The sequence below is a fragment of the Sphingobium sp. HWE2-09 genome, assembly GCF_035989265.1.
Lineage (GTDB): Bacteria > Pseudomonadota > Alphaproteobacteria > Sphingomonadales > Sphingomonadaceae > Sphingobium.
The window spans coordinates 1,691,098-1,711,851 of sequence record NZ_JAYKZX010000003.1 but is presented as its reverse complement, the minus strand read 5'-3'; the positions used below and the strand labels follow the sequence as shown (position 1 = coordinate 1,711,851).

Here is a 20,754-nt window from a genome sequence, read left to right as displayed (position 1 = left end):
TTCTCCCCCGCGGGGAGAAGGGTTTGGATATGTCCCCATCACGCCGCCATTCCCTCTTCGATCCGCTCGACATGCCCATCCTTGAAATGGACGATGGTGCGGGCGAAGGCGGCCATGTCGGGTTCGTGGGTCACCATCAGCACGGTGATGCCGCTGTTTTTGTTGAGGTCGGTCAGCAATTCCATGATCTCCACCGACCGTTCCGAATCGAGGTTGCCGGTCGGTTCGTCGGCCAGCAGCACGTCGGGGCTGGTGACGATCGCGCGAGCGATGGCGACGCGTTGCTGTTGGCCGCCGGACAGTTCGGCAGGCGTGTGGTCCCACCAGTCCTTGAGGCCGACCTTGTCGAGCGCGGCCATGCCCAGGTCGTAGCGCGTCTTCTTATCCTCACCGCGATAGATGAGCGGGAGTTCGACATTTTCCAGCGCGGTGGTGCGCGACAGCAGGTTGAACCCCTGGAACACGAAGCCGAGATAGCGGCGGCGCAGCAGGGCGCGCTGATCGCGGTCCAGCGTTTCGACATGATGGTTCTTGAACAGGAAGGTGCCCGCCGATGGCACGTCGAGGCAGCCCAATATGTTCATCGTCGTGGACTTGCCAGACCCCGACGGTCCCATGACCGCGACAAAATCCCCCTGGGCGATGTCGAGGTCGATCCCCTTCAAAGCCTGGAACGCGGTCGGACCTTCGCCATAGACTTTGGTCACGTTGCGCAGGGAGATGATCGGATCTGCGTTGGGCGTGGACGACATCGCGGTCAGTTTCCGGTCTGGCGGCCCGTGCCGCCCGACCCCGCGCTGGTCGCAGGCTGGTTTGGCGAAGCCTCCACCGGCGCGGTCTGCGGCGCGGCGTCGCCCGAATTGCCGAGCTTGCCGACAGTGGCGGGGCTGCCGTCGGCGGAAGGATTGCGGCGGCGGTCGTCGCTTTTCGCGTCGCTGCGCTGGCCGACGCCTTGATCGTCCTTTTGGTCTTCGGCAGGCGCTTCCTGACCCGCAGCGAGTTGCCCGGTGATGACGCGCATCCCGGCCTTCAATGCGCCGCCGGTTACGGCGGTGCGGGTGCCGTCGCTGGCGCCCACGGTGACCTGCAACGCCTTGGGATTGCCGTCTTCGCCCACGACATAGACGGTCTGGCTGCTGCCCGCGCCGAAATTCACCTGCCGCTTGGCGCCGCCGCGCCGCATCCGGCCCGGACCCGGCAGCACGCTGGTGATGCCGCCACCCTGCGCGCCGGTGCTGGGCTTGAAGCGCAGCGCGCTGTTGGGGACCAGCAGGACGTTCTGCAATTCCTGCGTCACGATGTCGGCAGTCGCGGTCATGCCGGGGCGCAAGGTTTCATCGCTGTTGTTGACCGTCAGCACGGCGGTATAGGCGACGACCGTTCCGGTGGTGCTGGTCGTCGTCGTGCTGGATGAGGAGGAGGATGTGCTGGCGCTGTTCGACCCGACATTGACGCGGGTGACCTTCGCCGGGAAGGTGCGGCCGGGAAAGGCGTCCACGGCGAAGGTGGCGTTCTGCCCTTCCTTGACCTGGCCGACATCGGCTTCGTCCACCGACACTTCGACTTCCATCTGCGTCAGGTCTTCGGCCAGGGTGAAGAGCACCGGCGCGTTGAGCGACGCGGCGACGGTCTGACCCGGTTCGATGTCGCGGGAGAGGACCACCCCGTTTACCGGCGATACGATCTGCGCGATCGACAGGTTGGTCTGGGCCGTCGACAACTGCGCGCGGGCCACGTCCACCTGCGCCTGCTGCGAACGCAGGGTGGCGATGGCCGACTGATAATTGGCGCGGGCGGTGTCGATTTCCGTCTTGGCCGGCACCTTGCCGCCCGACAGGTTGAAGACGTTGAGCTGGCGATCCAGCGTGGCTTTCGTCAGCGCGACCTGCGCCTGTGCCTGCGCGACGCTTGCCTGCGAGGAGGCGACCTGGGCGCGATTCTGGTTGATCGAATTGACCAGGCGGCGGGTGTCCAGTTCGGCCAGTTTCTGCCCTTTGGTCACGCGATCGTTGACGTCCACGAAGACCGCAGTGATCTTGCCCGACTGTTCGGACCCGACATCCACCTGATTGATGGGCTTCAAATTGCCGGTTGCCGATACGCTGACGGTCAGGTCGCCGGTGCGGACCTCCCGCGTCGCATAATTGGGCTTGTCCTCGTCCGAAAAACAGCGGGCGAGCAGCAGGATCGCGACCGGCAGCACGACGCCGATCGCCCCGCGGATCACCCATTTGCGCCACGGCTTTTCGGGCTTCGCGCCCAGAAAGTCGTCTAGATCCTGATCCTTGGTCACGTCATTGCTCATTTGGGCGATTTTCCATGCTCTGCCAGCCGCCGCCCAGTGCATTATACAGCTGGGCGATGGCCAGAACCTCGTCGGATTGCGCGGAAGCCAGGCTGTTGCGCGCATTCAATAGGGTGGTTTCGGTGTTGGACAGCGTCTGGAAGTCGATAAGGCCCGCCTGATACTGGCTGCGCGCCAGGATCGCGGCATTGTTCGACGCGTCATAGGCGATGGCGAACTGCACCTTGCGCTGCTGCGCACTGCTGAGCGACGCCATCCCGTTTTCGACATCTTCCAGTGCGCCCAGCACGCTTTGCTTATAGGCGGCGAAGGCGGCGTCGGTCGCGGCGCGTTGCGACCGGACCTGCGATTGCAGGCGTCCGCCATCGAAGATGGTCTGCGCGACATTGGCGAAAACCCCGCCGGTGATCAGGCTGAACAGCTCTTTGAACGCGTTAGACGTCGTGCCGATATTGCCGCTGATATCGAGCGAGGGATAAAGCTGCGCCTGCGCCACACCGATCCGCGCGGTGGCGGCGGCGAGCGCCCGTTCGGCGCTGCGCACGTCCGGCCGCTGGCGCAGGGTGTCGGCGGGAATGCCAGTCGCGATCTGCGTTTGGGCGACGGGGATCGGGGCGGGTGTTTCCAGCGCGCGGGTCGCTTCGCCCGGCGCCTGGCCCGTCAGCACTGCGATGCGGTTGAGGCTGCCCTTCAGGCTGGCTTCGAACTGCGGGATGGTCGCGCTGGTCTGGGCCAGTTGCGCGCGCGCCTGCTGCTCGTCCAGCGACGACACGAGGCCCGCCTGCAGGCGCCAGCTGGCGATATCGAAATTATCCTTCTGCACGCGCTGGCTTTCGCGCGCGATCCGCAGCTGTTCCTGCGCCAGTCGCGCCTGGATATAGTTGGTCGCCAGTTCCGACACGATCGTCATGCGGACATTGGCAAGGTCATATCCCGACGAAGCCAGGTCCGCGCGCGCCGCTTCCGCCGAACGGGACAGTTCGCCGAACAGATCGACCTGCCAACTGGCGTTGATGCGGCCTGAATAGCTGCTCGACCAGTTGCCGGTGCCGCCGCCGATCGGGTTGCCGCTGCTGTCCAGCCGGCCGCCTGCATCCTGGTTGCTGTAGTTGCGTCCGCCCGATCCTGATCCGCTCAGTTGCGGCAGGAAGCTGGCGTTGGCCTGGCGCAGGCTTTCACGCGCTTGCCGCAAGCGGGCCTGCGCCTGGACGATGTCCAGATTATTGGCGACCGCCTGGTCGATCAGGCCGCTGAGCGTCGGATCGCCCAGACGCGTCCACCAGTTGGCGAGATCGGCATCGCTGACCGGCGCGCTGTCCCCCTGGCTATAGGTGGCGGGCAGGCCGAGCGCTGCGCCCTGCGGCGCGCGATAGTTCGGCCCGACCGCGCAGGCGGACAGGAGGAGCGCCGAGCCGCTCATCCATGCAATGCGATATCGCACCTTTTCCTTGCACTCCGTCGTCGTTAAAGGGGCGGCCACGCTGTCCCGCTTGCAAAAGCGGGTGAACCGTTACGCCCCTGACTGCCGCAGGGGCATGTACGGCTCAACGACATTTATGTCTCAAAGTGTATCGTGTTTGAAATCACGCGCTTTCATGCGCTTCAAGGCCAGGGGATAATCGATGCGGGCATTTCTTTTTCCGGGGCAGGGCAGCCAGTCCGTCGGCATGGGCAAAGCCCTGGCGGACGCCAGCCCAGCGGCACGGGAACTGTTTCAGGAGGTGGACGCCGCCCTGTCGCAAAATCTGTTCCGCATCATGGTGGAAGGGCCGGACAGCGACCTGACCCTGACCGAAAACGCCCAGCCCGCGATCATGGCGAACGCCATCGCCACCTTGCGCGTGATGCAGAAGGAAGGCGGCTTCGCGATCGCCGACAAGGGCGATTATGTCGCGGGCCACAGCCTGGGCGAATATAGCGCGCTGTGCGCGGTCGAGGCGTTCGACATCACTACCACCGCACGTCTGTTGAAGCTGCGCGGCCGGGCGATGCAGGCCGCCGTGCCGGTGGGCCAAGGCGCGATGGCAGCACTGCTGGGCGCGGATATCGAGAAGGCGCAGGCGCTGGCCGACGCGGCGGCGCAGGGCGAAGTGTGCACGATCGCCAACGACAACGACCCGAGCCAGGTCGTGATTTCCGGCCATCGCGGCGCGATCGAGCGGGCGGTCGCGCTGGTCAAGGACCATGGGATCAAGCGCGGCGTGTTGCTGCCGGTGTCCGCACCCTTCCACTGCCCGCTGATGCAACCGGCCGCCGATGCGATGGCGGAGGCGTTGGGCAAGGCGACGATCAACGCGCCGCTGCTGCCGGTCTATGCCAATGTGCTGGCGGCTCCGATCGCGGACGGGGAAGAGATCAAGACCCGGCTGGTCGAGCAGGTGACGGGGCGCGTGCGCTGGCGCGAATCCGTAAGTGCGATGTGGGACGCGGGCGTGACCGACTTCGTGGAAGTGGGCGGCAAGGTGCTCGGCCCGATGGTCAAGCGTATCGCGCCGGACGCCACCGTGCGCAGCATCGTGACGATGGACGATATCGAGGCGGCGCTGGGCGCGTTTTGATTTTGGTTTGATTTTTATTCGCGCGGAGGCGCGGAGACGCGGAGGGTATTTGGCCGAGATCGATCGTATCAGCGGTGACGTGCTGAACCTGGCTCTGCGCGTGCACCGCGAATTGGGGCCGGGTTTGCTGGAAAGCGTCTATGAAATGATCCTGGCGGCCAAACTGGCCGCCATGGGTTATGCGGTGGAGCGACAGTGCCCGGTCGATGTCGAATATGACGGCCTTCGGTTCGATGCCGCATTTCGCATCGACCTGTTGGTCGATGGCACTCTACTGGTCGAAATCAAATCGGTGGAGCAGCTCAATGCAGCCCATGCCAAGCAATTGCTGACCTATCTTCGCCTGACAAAACAGCCCGTAGGGCTGCTTATCAACTTCGGCGGCGCCACGCTCAATGAAGGGGTGAAGCGCATAGTCAACGACTATGTCCCCTCCGCGTCTTCGCGCCTCCGCGTGAACCAAAAAGAACAAGGAGAATGACATGTTCGACCTGACAGGCATGACCGCGCTGGTGACTGGCGCTTCGGGGGGGATTGGTTCCGCCATCGCCAAAGGGCTGGCGGCGCAGGGGGCGACGCTGGCGCTTTCGGGCAGCAATGCCGAGAAGCTAAACGCCTTTGCGGCCGAACTGGGCGGGGATCATAAGACGATCGTCTGCAACCTGTCCGACCCGGCGTCGGTCGATGCGCTGGTGCCGCAGGCGGTCGAGGCGCTGGGGGGCAGGCTGGATATCCTGGTCAACAATGCGGGCATCACCCGCGACAACCTGATCCTGCGGATGAAGGACGAGGAGTGGAGCCAGGTCATCCAGGTCAATCTGGAGGCCGCCTTCCGCCTGGTCCGCGCGGCGGCCAAGCCGATGATGAAGGCGCGTTTCGGCCGCATCATCTCCATCACGTCGGTCGTCGGCGTTACCGGCAATCCGGGCCAGTCCAACTATTGCGCGTCCAAGGCTGGCATCATCGGCATGTCCAAGTCGCTGGGCCAGGAACTGGCGAGCCGCGGCATTACGGTGAACTGCGTTGCGCCGGGCTTTATCCGGTCGGCGATGACCGATGCGCTCAACGACGCGCAGAAGGGCGCGATCCTGCAGAAGATTCCGGTGGGTGACCTGGGCGACGGCGACGATATCGGCGCGGCGGTCGTCTATCTAGCGAGCAAGGAGGCCGGTTATGTCAACGGCCAGACGCTGCACGTGAATGGCGGGATGGCGATGATCTGATCATCGGGGAAAATAATCGACGGTCCGGAAATTTTGTCGGACGCCTACGACCGGGGGCTGGAAAGCAGGCTTTTTGTCGCCACATGGGTGCCCGAGCGCATGAAGGGGCTTGGCGGCGTTGCCTCTTGCCTCTATCGGCGCTTGGCACTAGGGCATGACCTTAACAGTTATTCACAACCACCAACGATACCCAGTAAGAAGGACCACTCATGAGTGAGACCGCGGATCGCGTAAAGAAAATCGTCGTCGAGCATCTGGGCGTTGAAGCCGAAAAGGTGACCGAGGATGCCAGCTTCATCGACGATCTGGGCGCGGACAGCCTGGACATCGTCGAGCTGGTGATGGCGTTCGAAGAAGAATTCGGCGTCGAAATCCCCGACGACGCTGCCGAGAAGATCGCGACCGTCAAGGATGCGATCGACTATATCGACAGCAAGCAGTAAGGCGTTTTGCGGCCTGCCTGTGCGGGTCGCTTTCGTGTTAGGAAAAGGCTCCCTCCTGTCCGGTGACCCCGGAATGCGGGGAGCCTTTTCGTATCTGGCGTGTCGTTCGTCCTTGTCATCGGGCGAAGACGGAGCGGCGCGGAGCTAAAGACTAAATTTCGGAGCAAGCATATGCGTCGCGTCGTCGTAACCGGCCTTGGCATGGTCAGCCCGCTCGGCGGGGATGTGGAAACCACATGGAAGAACATCATCGCGTCCAAATCCGGCGCCGCGACGATCACGCGCTTCGACCCGACCGATTATAAATGCCGCATCGCGTGCGAAGTGAAGCCGCCTGAGCATGAATATGGCTATAACGCGTCGGACGATGTGGATCACAAGATCCAGCGTCAGGTCGATCTATTCATCGTGTTCGGCATTTCCGCCGCCAGCCAGGCGCTGCGCGACGCGGGCCTCGATAACATGTCCGAGGAAGAGCGCCTGCGCGCGGGCTGTTCGATCGGGTCGGGCATCGGCGGGTTGCCGGGCATCGAAAGCGAATCGCTGGTGCTGGCGAACAAGGGGCCGAGCCGGGTTTCGCCGCACTTCGTCCATGGTCGCCTGATCAACCTGATTTCGGGTCAGGTGTCGATCAAATATGGCCTAATGGGGCCGAATCATGCCGTCGTCACCGCCTGTTCGACCGGCGCCCATTCGATCGGCGACGCCGCGCGCATGATCGCGATGGACGATGCCGACGTGATGCTGGCGGGCGGCGCGGAAAGCGCAATTTGCCCGATCGGCATCGCTGGTTTCGCGCAGGCGCGGGCGCTCTCGACCGGCTTCAACGACGATCCGACGCGGGCCAGCCGCCCCTATGACGTCAACCGTGACGGTTTCGTCATGGGCGAAGGCGCGGGCGTGGTCGTGCTGGAGGAATATGAGCGGGCCAAGGCGCGCGGCGCGAAAATCTATGCCGAGGTGCTGGGTTACGGCCTGTCGGGCGATGCTTATCACGTCACCGCGCCGCACCCCGAAGGCTCCGGCGCGTTCCGTTCGATGCAGATGGCGCTCAAGAAGTCGGGCCTCAGTCTGGACGATATCGACTATGTGAATGCGCATGGGACGTCGACCCCGCTGGGCGACGAACTGGAACTGGGGGCCGTGCGCCGCCTGTTCGGCGACCAGATCGGCAATATGTCGATGAGTTCGACCAAGTCCGCGATCGGCCATCTGCTGGGCGGCGCGGGCGCTGTCGAAAGCATCTTCTGCATCCTCGCCATGCGCGACGGCATCGTGCCGCCGACGCTGAACCTGGATGAGCCGAGCGAAAGCTGCAAGGGCGTGGACCTGGTCCCGCATGTGGCGAAGGAGCGCAAGGTGCGCGCGGTGCTGAACAATAGCTTCGGTTTTGGCGGCACCAATGCCTCGCTGATCATGAAGGCGATCTGAGGCAAGACCGATAGGCTGTTCCCCGGCGAAGGTCGGGGTCCAGACCCACATTCTGAACCGGACCTTGGCCTTTGCCGGGGAACATGGGAATATTATGGCGAAGCGATCCGCGACCAGTCCCATGCGCCGCTTCGGCTGCGTCATCCTGTTGATCGGGCTGGCCGTCGCGGCCTTTATCGGCTTTCGCTTCGTTTATGGCTGGAGCGAGCAAGGCCCGGCGAAACAGGATGTCAGCATCACCGTGCCGGAAGGGGCGACGCTGTCCGATGCGGCGGTGTTGCTGAAGCAGGCGGGCGCGGTGCGATCGGCCGATGCGTTCCTGACGCGGGCGAAGGTCTTCGGCGCGGGCAAGTCGATCAAGGCGGGCGAGTTCGTCCTGCCTGCGGGTGCCAGCAACAGCGATATTCTGTCTATCCTGCAAGGCGGCAAGACGCTGACCCGGCTGGTCACCATCCCAGAAGGCATGCCGTCGGTTCTGGTCTATGAGCGGTTGATGGCGAACGACCAGCTGACAGGCACCATCAAGGTGCCCGAAGAGGGTAGCGTGCTGCCCGACAGCTATGCCTTCGACAAAGGCGAGCCGCGCGCTGCGGTCTTGAAACGCATGCAAGACGCAATGGACAAGGCGCTGGCGCAGCTATGGGCGGAGCGCGCGCCCAACACGATCGCCAAATCGCCCAGGGAAGCGATTATCCTGGCGAGCATCGTAGAGAAGGAAACCGGCGTCCCGTCGGAACGGCCGATGGTCGCGGGGGTCTATAGCAACCGGCTGCGCGCCAATATGATGCTGCAGGCGGACCCGACGATCATCTATCCGATCACCAAGGGCAAGCCGCTGGGCCGCCGCATCCGCAAGTCGGAAATCGCGGCGGTCAACGATTACAACACCTACGCGATGGTCGGCCTGCCCAAGGGGCCGATCGCCAATCCGGGGCGGCTGTCCATCCTGGCGGTGCTGCATCCGGCGGAAACCAAGGCGCTCTATTTCGTCGCGGACGGCAAGGGCGGGCATATCTTTGCCGATACCTATCAGCAGCATAATGAGAATGTGCGTAAATGGTTCGAAATCCGGCGCGCGCGCGGGGAGTTGTGAGCCTGCGACGGGCGGGCTTGCCGTGGCCACCCTCCGCTCTGTTGCTATCGCCTAGACGTACGATCCGGCGGTCCGTCAAGCTGAGCGCCGTCTGATCGTCAGCGCAAGACGCGTTTCGTCACCAGCGACCGGGCGTAGAGCAGCTGAACGATCGCCACGATGATGATCAGGGCAGGAAAGGCCGCGACGCCCAGCCCCTTTTCCGCGACCAGATCGGTGCCGAGGAAGGTGTAGCCGAACTGGACCAGCACAGCGATCAGCGAGACGAGGAACAGCGGAGCCGCGGTCGCTTTCCTCGCCAGCAGCAGGATGGCGCCCAGCGTGCCCGCGCCCACCGCCACGGCATAGGCGGCCCAGGCCCAGCCGGGCATCGCGGCAAAGGCTTTCGCCGTGCTGGGATCCGTCCTGGCGAGTTCAGCAAGGTCCGCCTGATATTGCATGACGAAGGCGGCGACGCCCATCAGGTTCCACAGCAGGATGATGATGGCGATGGCGGTGACATAGCGTGGCGCGCGCATGGACTATTTCCTTCCGTCAGTGCGGCCGACGATTGATGCGCCGCTGCCATGCGAGCATATACGCGTTCGGTGCCGCACGGAAGCGGCGCATGGATGTTGGAGACGCGTAGTGCTGGGACGATCGATACCGAATGTGACGCTCAAGACCCGGATACGCGATGATCAGGTCGAAGGCCCCAATCCCTTTCGCTGGCAGGATGTCGAAACCGGCGATCTGTTCACAGGCAAGCGGGTGGTCGTCTTCTCGCTGCCCGGTGCCTTCACGCCGACCTGCTCGACCGAGCAATGCCCGGCGTTCGAACGCTTTTACGACGATTTCAAGGCGGTCGGCGTGGACGACGTCTATTGCGTATCGGTCAACGACGCATTCGTCATGTTCCAGTGGGGCAAGCAGTTGGGCGTGCGCAATGTGAAGTTGCTGCCCGACGGGTCCGGCGATTTCACCCGGCGGATGGGGATGCTGATCAAGAAGAATCATCTGGGCTTTGGCGACCGCAGCTGGCGCTATGCGATGGTGGTCGAGGACGGCAAGGTCGTCGCCTGGTTCGAGGAGCCAGGCATCAACGATGTCGGCGAAGATGATGATCCCTATGGCGAAACCCGGCCGGAGCCGGTGCTGGACTGGCTGAAGGCGCAGGCGGCTGGCTGACACCCGCCCGCTGTCGACCGGTCCCGCCCCCATCATCGTCAGCGCATTGATGGGGGCGGCGGACTTCGCCTGGGCGGACGGATTGCGCCGCGCGCATTTTCCGCCCGAGCGTAATGTACTGTCCGCGCATATCACCCTGTTCCACCATCTGCCGCCCTCGCTGCTGGGGGAGGTTGGCGACCGGATCAAGGCGCTGTGCCGTGGCCCGGCGCCGGTCGCGCGGTTGAGCGATGTCATGCTGCTGGGGCAGGGCGTGGCCTATCGCATCGATAGCGCGGACCTGCTGGCGATGCGCGACGACCTGGCCGAGGCCTTTACCGGGCTTCTGACCCCGCAGGATCAGGCGCGGCCAAGGCTGCATGTGACGGTCCAAAATAAGGTTACGCCAGCGCAGGCTAAGCGGCTGGCGGAGGCGCTGCGGGCGCAGTTCCAGCCGCGCCCGTTCGTCATCGCTGGCCTGGCCGCCTGGCACTATCGCGGCGGGCCGTGGGAACTGGCGGTGAAGGCCAGCTTTCGGGGGTAGGGGCGGCGGCTCCCCGGCCAAGGCCGGGGACGCTGCTTCGCGGGTAGTCGGAGGGCGGGTAAGTCCGTCAGGCCAGGCCGACTTCCTTCAACGGTATGCTGGCGTCTGCCAGCTGCGCCTGATCCAGCGCGGCGCCGGACAGGACGTGGGCGCGGCCCTGGACATAATCCTTGACCATGTTGACGCAATCAAGCGCGATCACCTTGCCGCCCTTCAAATAGACGACGGAGAAGCTGCGCGTGGCCGGATCGCCGCGGGTGATCGCCTGATCGAAACCGGTGGACAGGCCGACGGTCTGCAGCTTCAGATCATATTGGTTTGACCAGAACCAGGGCACGGCGTCATAAGCCTCTTCCTTGCCCATGATGTGCGCCACGGCGACCTTTGCCTGGTCGTTGGCGTTCTGCACCGATTCCAGCCGCATCTGCGCGCCGCCTGCGAAGCGATTGGCGTGGGAGGCGCAATCGCCCACGGCATAGATGTCCGGCAGCGACGTGCGACAATATTCGTCCACATCGACGCCATTGCCGCCTGCCGCCCCGGCCGTGATCAAGGGGCCGGTTTCGGGGATGATGCCAATGCCCACGATCACCATGTCGGTGTCGATCCGTTCGCCGTCCTGCATCAGCACGGCGGTCGCCCTGTTGCCGGTGGGGCCGTCCTTCACTTGGATACAGTCCATCTGTGCGCCGGTGCGCAGATCGACGCCATGGGCGCGATGCTCCGCCTCGTAGAAGCGCGACAGGTCTTCGCCAGCCACGCGCGCCAGGACGCGGTCGAAGGCTTCGAGCAGCACGACTTTCTTGCCGAATTTGGACAGGACGGCGGCCGCCTCCAGCCCGATATAGCCGCCGCCGACGATCGTCACATGATCGATGCTGTCGATCTTGGCGATCATCGCATCGACATCGTCGCGACGCCGCACGGCATGGACATTGGCGGCGTCCGCGCCGTTGCAGGTCAGCATCCGGGGGCTGCCGCCGGTGCACCAGATGAGCTTGCCATAGCCGATCTCTTCGCCGCCTGCGGTCACGAACTTGCCCACAGGATCGACGCTTTTGACCCGACGGCCCAGCAGCATGTCGATATTGCGTTCGCCCCAGAAGGCGGCGGGGCGGATGAGGATGCGGTCGAAGCTCTTGTCTCCGGCGAAATATTCCTTGGAGAGCGGCGGACGTTCATAGGGAGGATATTGTTCGTCGCCGATCATGGCGATCGACCCGTCGAAGCCAGCTTGTCGCAAGGCTATCCCGGCCTGCGCGCCCGCATGGCCTGCGCCCACGATCAGAACGTCATAATAGCTCATCCGCCCAATATCCTCCTTGTCCTTCTTTGCGAGGCTGATTGGCGCGCTTTGCCGGGGGAGGCAAGCGGGATATGTGTCGATATCGTGATAAGTTGGTAGCGGAGGAGGGACTTGAACCCCCGACACGCGGATTATGATTCCGCTGCTCTAACCAGCTGAGCTACTCCGCCCCATGGGCAACGGCAGGGGTTGCTACCCTGCGGTGAGGCGGCGCTATACGCAGCGATGGTGAGCGGGTCAACGGGGTTTTGCGCAAATCTTGCGCGCTGCTTCATCGCATGATTTTTCCTGGCGTGGGCCATGGTCGGACGCGCCGCTATGGACGTTTGGCGCGACCTCGACGGCAATCGTCGTCGGGCGTGGTGGAAATATGATTTTTATGTTGCAATCCCGCCAGCACCGCGCCCTAATGTTGCGACGCACAACCGGCCATTTTGAGCCGAGGGAGGAACGTCCACTTGCCCTTCCATGAAATGTTTGAGCCGGATGGTTCGGTACGCTCCTGCTACGACGAGGTGCAGCAATGGGTGGAGCGAACCGGTATCGCCGGGCTCAACCGTCGCATGGATGAAGCGGAGGCGATCTTTCGCCGGATCGGCATCACCTTCGCCGTCTATGGCGAGGGCGGTGACCCGGAACGGCTGATCCCCTTCGACCTGCTGCCGCGCATCTTTACCGCGCAGGAATGGCGCGTGCTGGACAAGGGCATCCGCCAGCGGGCGCGGGCGCTCAATGCCTTTTTGCACGACGTCTATCATCGTGGCGAGATCGTGAAGGCGGGGATCATGCCCGCCGACATCATCTATCGCAACAGCGCCTATCTGGCGGAAATGGCCGACTTCACCCCGCCGGGGAAGGTCTATAGCCATATCGTCGGCATTGACATCGTGCGGACGGGGCCGGGCAGTTTCGAGGTGCTGGAGGATAATTGCCGCACCCCCTCGGGCGTGTCCTACATGCTTGAAAACCGCGAGATCATGACTCGCATGTTCCCCGAGTTGTTCAACCAGGGCATCGTCGCGCCGGTGGACGATTATCCCGCCGAACTGCTCAAGAGCCTGAAGGAAGTCGCGCCGCCTGCGTGCAAGGGCGATCCGGTGGTGGTCGTGCTGACCCCCGGTTCGCTCAACAGCGCTTATTATGAGCATAGTTTCCTGGCCGACCTGATGGGCGTGGAACTGGTCGAGCCGGCCGATCTGTTCGTGGACGGCGACCGGGTGTATATGAAGACGACGCTTGGTCCCAAGGCGGTGGACGTGATCTATCGCCGGATCGACGACGAATATCTCGATCCGCTGGTGTTCCGCGCCGACAGCCTGCTGGGCGTGCCGGGCATCTTCAACGTCTATCGCAATGGCGGCGTCACGCTGGCGTCGGCGCCGGGGGCGGGGATCGCGGACGACAAGGCGGTCTATATCTATGTGCCGGAAATGATCCGCTTCTACCTGGGGGAGAAGCCGATCCTGGACAATATCCAGACCTGGCAGTGCGGCAAGCCGGACGAGATGGCCTATGTGCTGGAAAATCTGCACGAACTGGTCGCCAAGGAAGTCCATGGATCAGGCGGATACGGCATGTTGATCGGTCCCAAATCGACCAAAGACGAAATCGCCGCCTATGCCGCGCGGATCAGGGCCAATCCCGGCGAGTTCATCGCCCAGCCGACGCTGGACCTGTCGACCGTGCCGACGCTCGGCCCTGCGGCGGTGGTCGGCCGCCATGCCGATTTCCGCCCCTATTGCCTGGTCGGCAAGCAGATCCGGCTGGTGCCGGGCGGCCTGACCCGCGTCGCGCTGACCGAAGGGTCGCTGGTGGTCAATTCCAGCCAGGGCGGCGGGGTGAAGGATACCTGGGTGTTGCAGGACTGATGATGGCTATTCCGTCCACTCACCCTAATCGTCATCCCCGCGAAGGCGGGGATCCATCTCCAAACCTAACCCCAGGCGCAACGCTCGGGAGATGGGTTCCCGCCTTCGCGGGAATGACGGAAGCAGAAGGCATGACCAAATGCTGAGCCGGACCGCCGAAAATCTATTCTGGATGGCGCGCTATATGGAGCGGGCGGAGGCGACTGCGCGGCTGCTGACCATGGGGCAGCGGATGGCGATCCTGCCCGGCGCGCATCATCGCGACGAATGGCGGTCGGTCGTGCGGGCCACCGGTGCGGGGCATCAGTTCCCCGAAGACACGATCGTCACCGAAAGCGACGCCGTGTCCTTCATGATGCTGGACGCGGACAATCCCAGTTCGATCCGCTCCTGCCTGCTCAAGGCGCGCGCCAACGCCAAGTCGGCGCGCACCATGTTGACGCAGGATATGTGGGAAGCGCTGAACGAGGGTTGGCGCAAGCTGGACAGCTATGATGTCGGCGAAGCGCGACAGCAGCTGCCGACCCTGATCGATTGGGTGAAGACCCGGGTCATGACCTTTCGCGGGGCCGCCCATTCGGGCCAGTTGCGCAATGAAGGCCATGATTTCCTGCGCGCCGGGTCCGCGCTGGAACGGGCGCAGATGACGTTGCGGCTGCTGGACGTCAAATATTATGTCCTGCTGCCTGAAACCGAAGTGATCGGCGGCAATCGCGACCATTATCAATGGACGTCGGTGCTGCACGCGCTGTCGGGCAGCCGCGCCTATCATCATGTCTATGGCGGCACCTATACGCCCTGGCAGATCACCGATTTCCTGATGCTCAATCGGCTGTTTCCGCGCAGCGTCGCCTATTGCTACGACCAACTCGCCTATCGGCTCAACCGACTGGCGGGGTGGCATGATGCGCGAGCGGCCTGCCATGAAACGGTGCACGACATGGTCGCGGCGCTGGAGAAGCTGGATAGCGGCGAAATCTTCCGGTTCGGGCTGCATGAAACGGTGCAGCATGGGCTGTCGTCCACCAACCGGCTGGGCGCGGAAATAGCAGAGGCCTATCATTTCGGCTGACGGGGGTCGGCGCGGGGTCTGACAGAAGGGGGGCGTTCCATGAAATTGCTCGTTCGCCATCAAACCATCTATCGCTACTCGGCCGTTGCCGGGCGTGTGGCGATGCGATTGAAGCTGATGCCCGTGGATACGCCGACGCAGACGGTGCTGGACTGGCAGGTCAGCATCAACGACGTGCCGCTGACCGGATTTCGCCGCAACAGCTATGGCGAAATGGAGGCTACCTGGATCAGCCACGAGCGGCTGGACCATGCAGTGATCGTGGCGGAGGGGCTGGTCGATACGCGCGAAAGCCATGGCGTGGTCGGTCATCTCGATAGCCGGGTCGATCCGCGCTATTTCCTGCGCGATACGCCGCTGACGGAGGCTTCCGACGCGATCGTCGCCATGGCGCGCGCGCTGCCCGCCGGGGACGGGCCGCTGGCGCAACTTCATGCGCTGTCGGCGGCGGTGTGGGACGCAGTGCGCTATCGGGCGGGCGTGACCAATTCGGGCACTACCGCGGCGCAGGCTTTCGCTTTGGGAGCGGGCGTGTGTCAGGATCATGCCCAGATTTTCATCGCTGCCGCCCGCACGCTGGGGCGGCCTGCGCGCTATGTGTCGGGATATCTGCTGGCGGGGGACGGCGATGCGCTGCACGAAACTCATGGCTGGGCCGAAGCGCATGTGCCGGGACTGGGCTGGATCGGGTTCGATCCCTCCAACCAGGTCTGCGTGACCGAACGCTATCTGCGTCTGGCCAGCGGGCTGGACGCGGACGACGCTGCGCCGATCCGTGGTTCGGTCACGATCATGGGCGATATATGGATTGACGCCGATGTCCGTATCGCGCAGGCGGAGGACGGAGTTGAGGAACGGCAGCTGCAACGGCAGCAACAACAAAGCATTCCGCCGCCCGATCCGCAGGATTGAACCAGAATAACCGGGAGCCGGGCGGTCGATGACTTATTGTGTGGCGGTGCGCGTGGACCAGGGATTGGTCATGCTGTCCGACACCCGCACCAATGCGGGCATGGATAATATCGCGCGCTTCCGAAAGAGCTTCACCTATCATGTGCCGGGCGACCGGGCGATCACGCTGATGTGTTCGGGCAATCTGTCAATCACTCAGGGGGTGAAAGCGACGCTGAGCAAAGCGATCAAGGAAGCCACGTTCGACCCCGAGGTCGAGACGATCCTCAATTGCGACACCATGCATCGCGTGGCGCAGATCGTGGGCGACGCGATGCAGAAGATGCAGCAGCGCTATCGCGAGAATATCGAGATGGGCGGTTCGGGCGCAGGCGCGTCGATCATGATCGCGGGCCAGCGCAAGGGCGGCAAGCCGCGCCTCTACCTCATCTATTCGGCCGGCAATTTCATCGAGGCGACCGAAGACACGCCCTTCTTCCAGATTGGCGAGCATAAATATGGCAAGCCGATCCTGGACCGCATCATCCAGCGCGACACCAGCCTGGAGGACGCGACCAAGGCGGTGCTAGTGTCGATGGATTCGACGCTGCGCTCCAACCTGTCGGTCGGTATGCCGCTGGACCTGACGGTGATCCCCACCGACGCGTTCGACTTCCGCGTCCGTACGCGGATCGAGGCGGATAATGAGGAATTCAACCGTATTTCGCAGGGCTGGGGCGCTGCGTTGCGCAAGGGGTTTGAGGATTTGCCCAACGTTCTGGATTGAGCGACGCGGTGTTACGGTCCGCTAGGGTCGCGACTTGGCGAGGGTCTGTGACCTGGTTGCCGTGGATCAAGCGTTATAGAGCCGGGCGACGTTAGATGGATTTACCGTAAGATGTCACAGCTTTATGCGTTGGTTTGATGCGATGTATTGCTGCTAAACCAACTATTTGACTAAATATCGCTCTACAGCCACCCCTTCAAGCGATAGGCGGCCACGGTCGCCTTCAGCCCGTCTTCCGTGCGTATTTGCGGCAGCCATAGGCGCTTGGGCGGCTGCTTGCGTTTGGTGACGACCCAGTCGGGATGGCAGAAATAATCGACCCGGTCGGGGGTCAGTTTCGCATTTTTACCGCGCACCATTCGGTCTGCCCGTGCTGCGATGGTCAGCAGCCATTCGGGCGTCGCCAGCGTGCGGACCGATCGGCCCACCGCCCGGCCGATTGCCGCGCCGAAATCCCTATGGTCCCATCCACCCGGCGTGCCGTCGTCCACCTCGTAGCTGCGCGTCAGGCTGTTCTCGCTTTCCTGCGCCACCGCCAGCAGCAGGGCGGCAAGGTCGCCCACATGGATCACCGACAGTCGCCCGCCCGGTGGCAGCAGCATGACGCCGCGCTTGGCCATGCGGAAGAGTTCCAGCATTTCCCGGTCGCCCGGACCGTAGATCGCAGGCGGGCGGATGATCGTCCAATCCAGCCCGCTGGCCTTCACATGTTTTTCGGCCAGTTCCTTGGACCATCCATAGTCGGACAGGCCCGGTTCACGAGCGGCGAGGGATGAGACATGGACCAGCCGCTTGATCCCGCGGCGCCGCATCGCATCGACAACCGCCATGGTGCCGCGCGCATTGCCCGCTTCGAAACCGTCACGATCCGGTGCATTGACGACGCCTGCAATATGGATCACCGCATCGGCATCGCGCACCAGCGTATCGAGCGCGGCGCTGTCCTCCAGCGACCCGTGCACCCATTTCAGCTTCGCGCGGGGCGGCTGCGCCCGGCGGGTCAGCGCGTTGACGCGCAATCCGTCGCCCAGCGCCTGCTCCAGCGTTTCTGCGCCGACGAAGCCCGTCGCGCCGGTCATGGCAATGCGAAACACCATGGCGGATCAGACCATCGCCAGATGGTCGCGATGGACCAGCACCGATCGCGGCATTTCGCCCAGCAAGGCGGCGATATCCTCGCTGCGTTTGCCCGCGATCTTCGCCGCTGCTTCGCTGTCATATTCGATGAGGCCGCGTGCGATCACCTGGCCGTCCTGTGTCACGATATCGACCACGTCGCCGCGATCGAACACACCTTCGACGCGCGCGACCCCGGCGGGCAACAGGCTGTTGCCCTTGCCCAGCGCCTGTTCCGCGCCCGCGTCCACGATGATGCGCCCGCGCGTGGTCAGCCGCCCCGATAGCCAGCCCTTGCGCGCGCCTTTTCCCTGGGCGGCCAGGAAGATCGATCCCTTGCCGCCATCGGCCCAGTGCGACAGCGGGGCGTCCACCTTGCCCGAAATGATCGCCAGATGCGCGCCCGCGCCGGTGGCGATCCGCGCGGCCTGGATTTTGGACACCATGCCGCCCGATCCCATACCGGATGCGGAGCCGCCATCCGCCATCGCCGCGATACGGGCGTCGATCGTCTCTATCGTCTCTATCAGCATGGCGCTCGCATCGGCGTGCGGGTTGGCGGTGTAAAGCCCGTCGACATCGGAAAGCAGCACAACCGCGTCAGCCCGTGCCGCCTGTCCGATGCGCGCCGCCAGCCGATCATTGTCGCCGAAGCGAATTTCGGCCGTCGCCACGCTGTCATTCTCGTTGACGACCGGCACGACGCCCAGCGCCGTCAACCGTTCCAGCGTGGCGGACGCGTTGAGGTAGCGGCGGCGATTTTCCAGATCGTCCAGCGTCACTAGCATCTGGGCCGCGGTGATGTTCTTTTCGTCCAGCAGACTGGCCCAGCATTGCGACAGGGCGATCTGGCCGGTGGCCGCTGCTGCTTGCGCATCCTCCAGCGATCCGCGACCGCCCTTGGGCAGTTTCAAGCGCCGTGCGCCCAGCGCAATCGCGCCGGATGAGACGATGATGAGCTGCTGCCCCGCGGCCTTGCGCGCGGCGATATCGGCCACCAGCGTCCGCAACCAGTCCACCCGCACTGCGCCCGCCGGATCGACCAGCAGCGCGGACCCGATCTTCACGACCAGGCGGCGGACCAGGGCAGGGGGGAAACCGGAAAGGGCATTCATGGCGGTTTAAAACAACATCCGTTCGGTTCGAGCTTGTCGAGAACCTCGCGCAGGGTTCTCGACAAGCTCGAACCGAACGGAGGTAGGGCTATGGCGCGGTCAGATAGGCGACCATGTCCCGTCACCGTCCGCTTCGCTCTCGCTTTGCGCCTCGCGCCTGTCTTCGTCCATCATCAGCAGCACGGCGTCGAGCAGCGGACCCACGCCTTCGCCGGTTGCGCCGGAAATGATGAACACATCCTCCACGCCCGCTTCGTCGCGCAACTGGTCGGCGATATCTTCCATCAACTCCTGGCCCAACAGGTCGCCCTTGTTGAGCACCACGACCTGCGGCTTTTCGTCCAGCCCCTCGCCATAAGCGGCCAGTTCCTCGGTCACGATATGGAAGGCTTCGACCGGATCGTCCGTCGTCGCGTCGATCAGGTGCAGCAGCACGCGGCATCGCTCGATATGTCCCAGGAAGCGATCGCCGATGCCGACGCCTTCGGCTGCGCCCGCGATCAGGCCGGGAATGTCGGCCAGCACGAATTCGCGGTCGCGGTGCAGCACCACGCCCAATTGCGGCTTGGTGGTGGTGAAGGCATAGGCGCCGACCTTCGCCTTGGTATTGGTCACCTGGTTGATCAGGGTCGATTTGCCAGCGTTGGGCATGCCCACCAGGCCGACGTCGGCCAGCAGCTTGAGCCGCAGCCACACCCACATTTCCTGGCCTGGCCAGCCCGTGCCATGCTGACGCGGGGCGCGGTTGGTGCTGGTCTTGTACGACATGTTGCCCCGGCCGCCATCACCACCGCGCAGGAAAGTGACGCGCTGCCCGACCTCGGTAAAGTCGGCCAGGACGTCCTGATCCTCATAATCGGGGATGCCGTCTTCGTCCTCGCTGCCTTCGATCGGCTTGGGATCGGACAGGATTTGCGTGCCGACCGGCACCTGGATGATCAGATCCTTGCCGCCCGCGCCATAACAATTCTTGCCCATGCCGGGCGTGCCGCGCTGCGCCTTGAAATGCTGGGTGTAGCGGAAGTCGATCAAGGTGTTGAGGCCTTGGACTGCTTCGAAGATGATGTCGCCGCCCTTGCCGCCATTGCCGCCGTCCGGGCCGCCATATTCCTCATATTTTTCGCGACGAAAACTGACCGCGCCGGGGCCGCCCCAGCCGGATTTGATATAGATTTTGGCTTGATCGAGAAAATGCATGGCGCGCCCATAACCTTTAATCGCGCAAAGTTAAACCTTAGCCTGTGCCGCTATGGCGGCTGCCTCCTGCATCAGCGCGAATGTCAGGCTGCGCGTGGCGATTTCGCGCGCTTTTTCGCGCGGCAGGGCAAGCGCGGCGGCCATTGCGCCGCCCAGTTGCGAATCGCCCAACGCCAGCAGCACCAGCATCAGCGTATTGTCGCGGATCAGTTCGGCGACGCTGGGCGTGAGCGCGCTTGCCGACAGTTTGTCGACCAGGCGGTGGATCGCCGCCACGACGGGGTCGAGCGCATCCTCATTGCCCGATGCCAGCATCCAGCTTGCGAGCGCGCCGGCGCCTTCCCGGTCGAAGGCGTCGAAGGTCATGTCGACGATCGTGCGCGGGCTGACTTCGCCGCGTCGCGCCGCGTCCACCGCCTCGCCGATCTTGGCGGTGATCGTGTCGGCGAGATGCGCGGCCAGCGCCTTCTGCAATCCCGCGGCCGATCCGAAATGATGCAGCAGATTGGCGTGGGTTCGCCCGATGCGCTCCGCCACCGCCTTCAGCGTGACCGCCTGTGGCCCTGCCTCGATCAGCAGATCGCGCGCCGCCTCCACGGCGACGAGGCGGCTTTCATCCGGGCTGAGGCGCGCGCGTTTTATTGACATGATTGTAAGCA

The 20,754-nt window shown here is 63.9% G+C and carries 21 protein-coding genes and 1 tRNA gene; 12 read left to right on the top strand and 10 right to left on the bottom strand.

The window, feature by feature from the left end; genetic code table 11:
- Positions 1–38 precede the first annotated feature (38 nt).
- From U5A89_RS13715 to U5A89_RS13705, 3 genes are read right to left on the bottom strand one after another with little or no spacing between them, the layout of a single operon-like run.
- Entirely contained in the window at positions 39–752 is a 714-nt protein-coding gene (locus U5A89_RS13715) for an ABC transporter ATP-binding protein (RefSeq protein ID WP_338161636.1), read from the bottom strand.
- A 5-nt stretch (positions 753–757) separates the two neighbouring features.
- Entirely contained in the window at positions 758–2,305 is a 1,548-nt protein-coding gene (locus U5A89_RS13710) for an efflux RND transporter periplasmic adaptor subunit (protein ID WP_338161635.1), read from the bottom strand.
- Positions 2,295–3,725: an efflux transporter outer membrane subunit gene (locus U5A89_RS13705; RefSeq protein WP_338161634.1), complete on the bottom strand. Its 1,431-nt coding sequence runs from the start codon at positions 3,723–3,725 to the stop codon at positions 2,295–2,297. The genes U5A89_RS13710 and U5A89_RS13705 overlap by 11 nt, the downstream gene beginning before the upstream one ends.
- Positions 3,726–3,927: 202 nt before the next feature.
- Between U5A89_RS13705 and fabD the strand changes: the two genes are divergently transcribed.
- From fabD to mltG, 6 genes are all read left to right on the top strand, one after another.
- Complete coding sequence (fabD, locus tag U5A89_RS13700; protein WP_338161633.1) at positions 3,928–4,863, top strand: ACP S-malonyltransferase; 936 nt, start codon at positions 3,928–3,930, stop codon at positions 4,861–4,863.
- 49 nt (positions 4,864–4,912) lie between these two features.
- Positions 4,913–5,344, top strand: a complete 432-nt coding sequence (locus tag U5A89_RS13695; RefSeq protein ID WP_338161632.1) for a GxxExxY protein — start codon at positions 4,913–4,915, stop codon at positions 5,342–5,344.
- Position 5,345: 1 nt separating this feature from the next.
- Entirely contained in the window at positions 5,346–6,086 is a 741-nt protein-coding gene (gene fabG, locus U5A89_RS13690) for a 3-oxoacyl-[acyl-carrier-protein] reductase (RefSeq protein ID WP_338161631.1), read from the top strand.
- 209 nt (positions 6,087–6,295) lie between these two features.
- Entirely contained in the window at positions 6,296–6,529 is a 234-nt protein-coding gene (locus U5A89_RS13685) for an acyl carrier protein (RefSeq protein ID WP_007689016.1), read from the top strand.
- Between the two features lie 171 nt (positions 6,530–6,700).
- Positions 6,701–7,960, top strand: a complete 1,260-nt coding sequence (gene fabF, locus U5A89_RS13680; RefSeq protein ID WP_338161630.1) for a beta-ketoacyl-ACP synthase II — start codon at positions 6,701–6,703, stop codon at positions 7,958–7,960.
- Between the two features lie 121 nt (positions 7,961–8,081).
- Positions 8,082–9,053: an endolytic transglycosylase MltG gene (mltG, locus tag U5A89_RS13675; protein WP_338163055.1), complete on the top strand. Its 972-nt coding sequence runs from the start codon at positions 8,082–8,084 to the stop codon at positions 9,051–9,053.
- 98 nt (positions 9,054–9,151) lie between these two features.
- Here the strand turns inward: mltG and U5A89_RS13670 are convergent, their stop codons facing one another.
- Positions 9,152–9,571: a sugar transporter gene (locus tag U5A89_RS13670; protein ID WP_338161629.1), complete on the bottom strand. Its 420-nt coding sequence runs from the start codon at positions 9,569–9,571 to the stop codon at positions 9,152–9,154.
- A gap of 109 nt (positions 9,572–9,680) precedes the next feature.
- Between U5A89_RS13670 and U5A89_RS13665 the strand changes: the two genes are divergently transcribed.
- Together U5A89_RS13665 and U5A89_RS13660 are read left to right on the top strand one after the other, a co-directional pair.
- Entirely contained in the window at positions 9,681–10,220 is a 540-nt protein-coding gene (locus U5A89_RS13665; RefSeq protein ID WP_338161628.1) for a peroxiredoxin, read from the top strand.
- A 49-nt stretch (positions 10,221–10,269) separates the two neighbouring features.
- Positions 10,270–10,743 (top strand): 2'-5' RNA ligase family protein, encoded by a 474-nt coding sequence (locus tag U5A89_RS13660; protein WP_338161627.1) that lies wholly within the window; start codon positions 10,270–10,272, stop codon positions 10,741–10,743.
- A 67-nt stretch (positions 10,744–10,810) separates the two neighbouring features.
- Here U5A89_RS13660 and U5A89_RS13655 read toward each other — a convergent pair whose 3' ends face one another.
- Entirely contained in the window at positions 10,811–12,049 is a 1,239-nt protein-coding gene (locus tag U5A89_RS13655) for an NAD(P)/FAD-dependent oxidoreductase (protein WP_338161626.1), read from the bottom strand.
- Positions 12,050–12,142: 93 nt separating this feature from the next.
- Positions 12,143–12,219: transfer RNA gene (locus U5A89_RS13650), tRNA-Met, on the bottom strand.
- Between the two features lie 288 nt (positions 12,220–12,507).
- Between U5A89_RS13650 and U5A89_RS13645 the strand changes: the two genes are divergently transcribed.
- The 4 genes from U5A89_RS13645 (at position 12,508) to U5A89_RS13630 (ending at position 16,667) form a co-directional block, all read left to right on the top strand.
- Positions 12,508–13,917, top strand: a complete 1,410-nt coding sequence (locus tag U5A89_RS13645; protein WP_338161625.1) for a circularly permuted type 2 ATP-grasp protein — start codon at positions 12,508–12,510, stop codon at positions 13,915–13,917.
- Between the two features lie 139 nt (positions 13,918–14,056).
- A complete protein-coding gene (locus U5A89_RS13640; RefSeq protein WP_338161624.1) occupies positions 14,057–14,989 on the top strand; it encodes an alpha-E domain-containing protein in 933 nt (310 codons plus the stop codon).
- A 39-nt stretch (positions 14,990–15,028) separates the two neighbouring features.
- Entirely contained in the window at positions 15,029–15,901 is an 873-nt protein-coding gene (locus U5A89_RS13635) for a transglutaminase family protein (RefSeq protein ID WP_338161623.1), read from the top strand.
- A gap of 28 nt (positions 15,902–15,929) precedes the next feature.
- Complete coding sequence (locus U5A89_RS13630; RefSeq protein WP_338161622.1) at positions 15,930–16,667, top strand: proteasome-type protease; 738 nt, start codon at positions 15,930–15,932, stop codon at positions 16,665–16,667.
- Positions 16,668–16,849: 182 nt separating this feature from the next.
- Here U5A89_RS13630 and U5A89_RS13625 read toward each other — a convergent pair whose 3' ends face one another.
- The 4 genes from U5A89_RS13625 to U5A89_RS13610 all read right to left on the bottom strand — a co-directional run bounded on the left by U5A89_RS13625 (position 16,850) and on the right by U5A89_RS13610 (position 20,743).
- Positions 16,850–17,764: an NAD-dependent epimerase/dehydratase family protein gene (locus U5A89_RS13625; RefSeq protein ID WP_338161621.1), complete on the bottom strand. Its 915-nt coding sequence runs from the start codon at positions 17,762–17,764 to the stop codon at positions 16,850–16,852.
- A gap of 6 nt (positions 17,765–17,770) precedes the next feature.
- The gene (gene proB / locus U5A89_RS13620) at positions 17,771–18,898 is read right to left on the bottom strand and encodes a glutamate 5-kinase (protein WP_338161620.1); all 1,128 of its coding nucleotides are present in this window, start codon (positions 18,896–18,898) and stop codon (positions 17,771–17,773) included.
- A gap of 99 nt (positions 18,899–18,997) precedes the next feature.
- Entirely contained in the window at positions 18,998–20,095 is a 1,098-nt protein-coding gene (gene obgE / locus U5A89_RS13615) for a GTPase ObgE (protein WP_338161619.1), read from the bottom strand.
- Positions 20,096–20,125: 30 nt separating this feature from the next.
- A complete protein-coding gene (locus U5A89_RS13610; RefSeq protein WP_338161618.1) occupies positions 20,126–20,743 on the bottom strand; it encodes a TetR/AcrR family transcriptional regulator in 618 nt (205 codons plus the stop codon).
- Between the last annotated feature and the right edge of the window lie 11 nt (positions 20,744–20,754).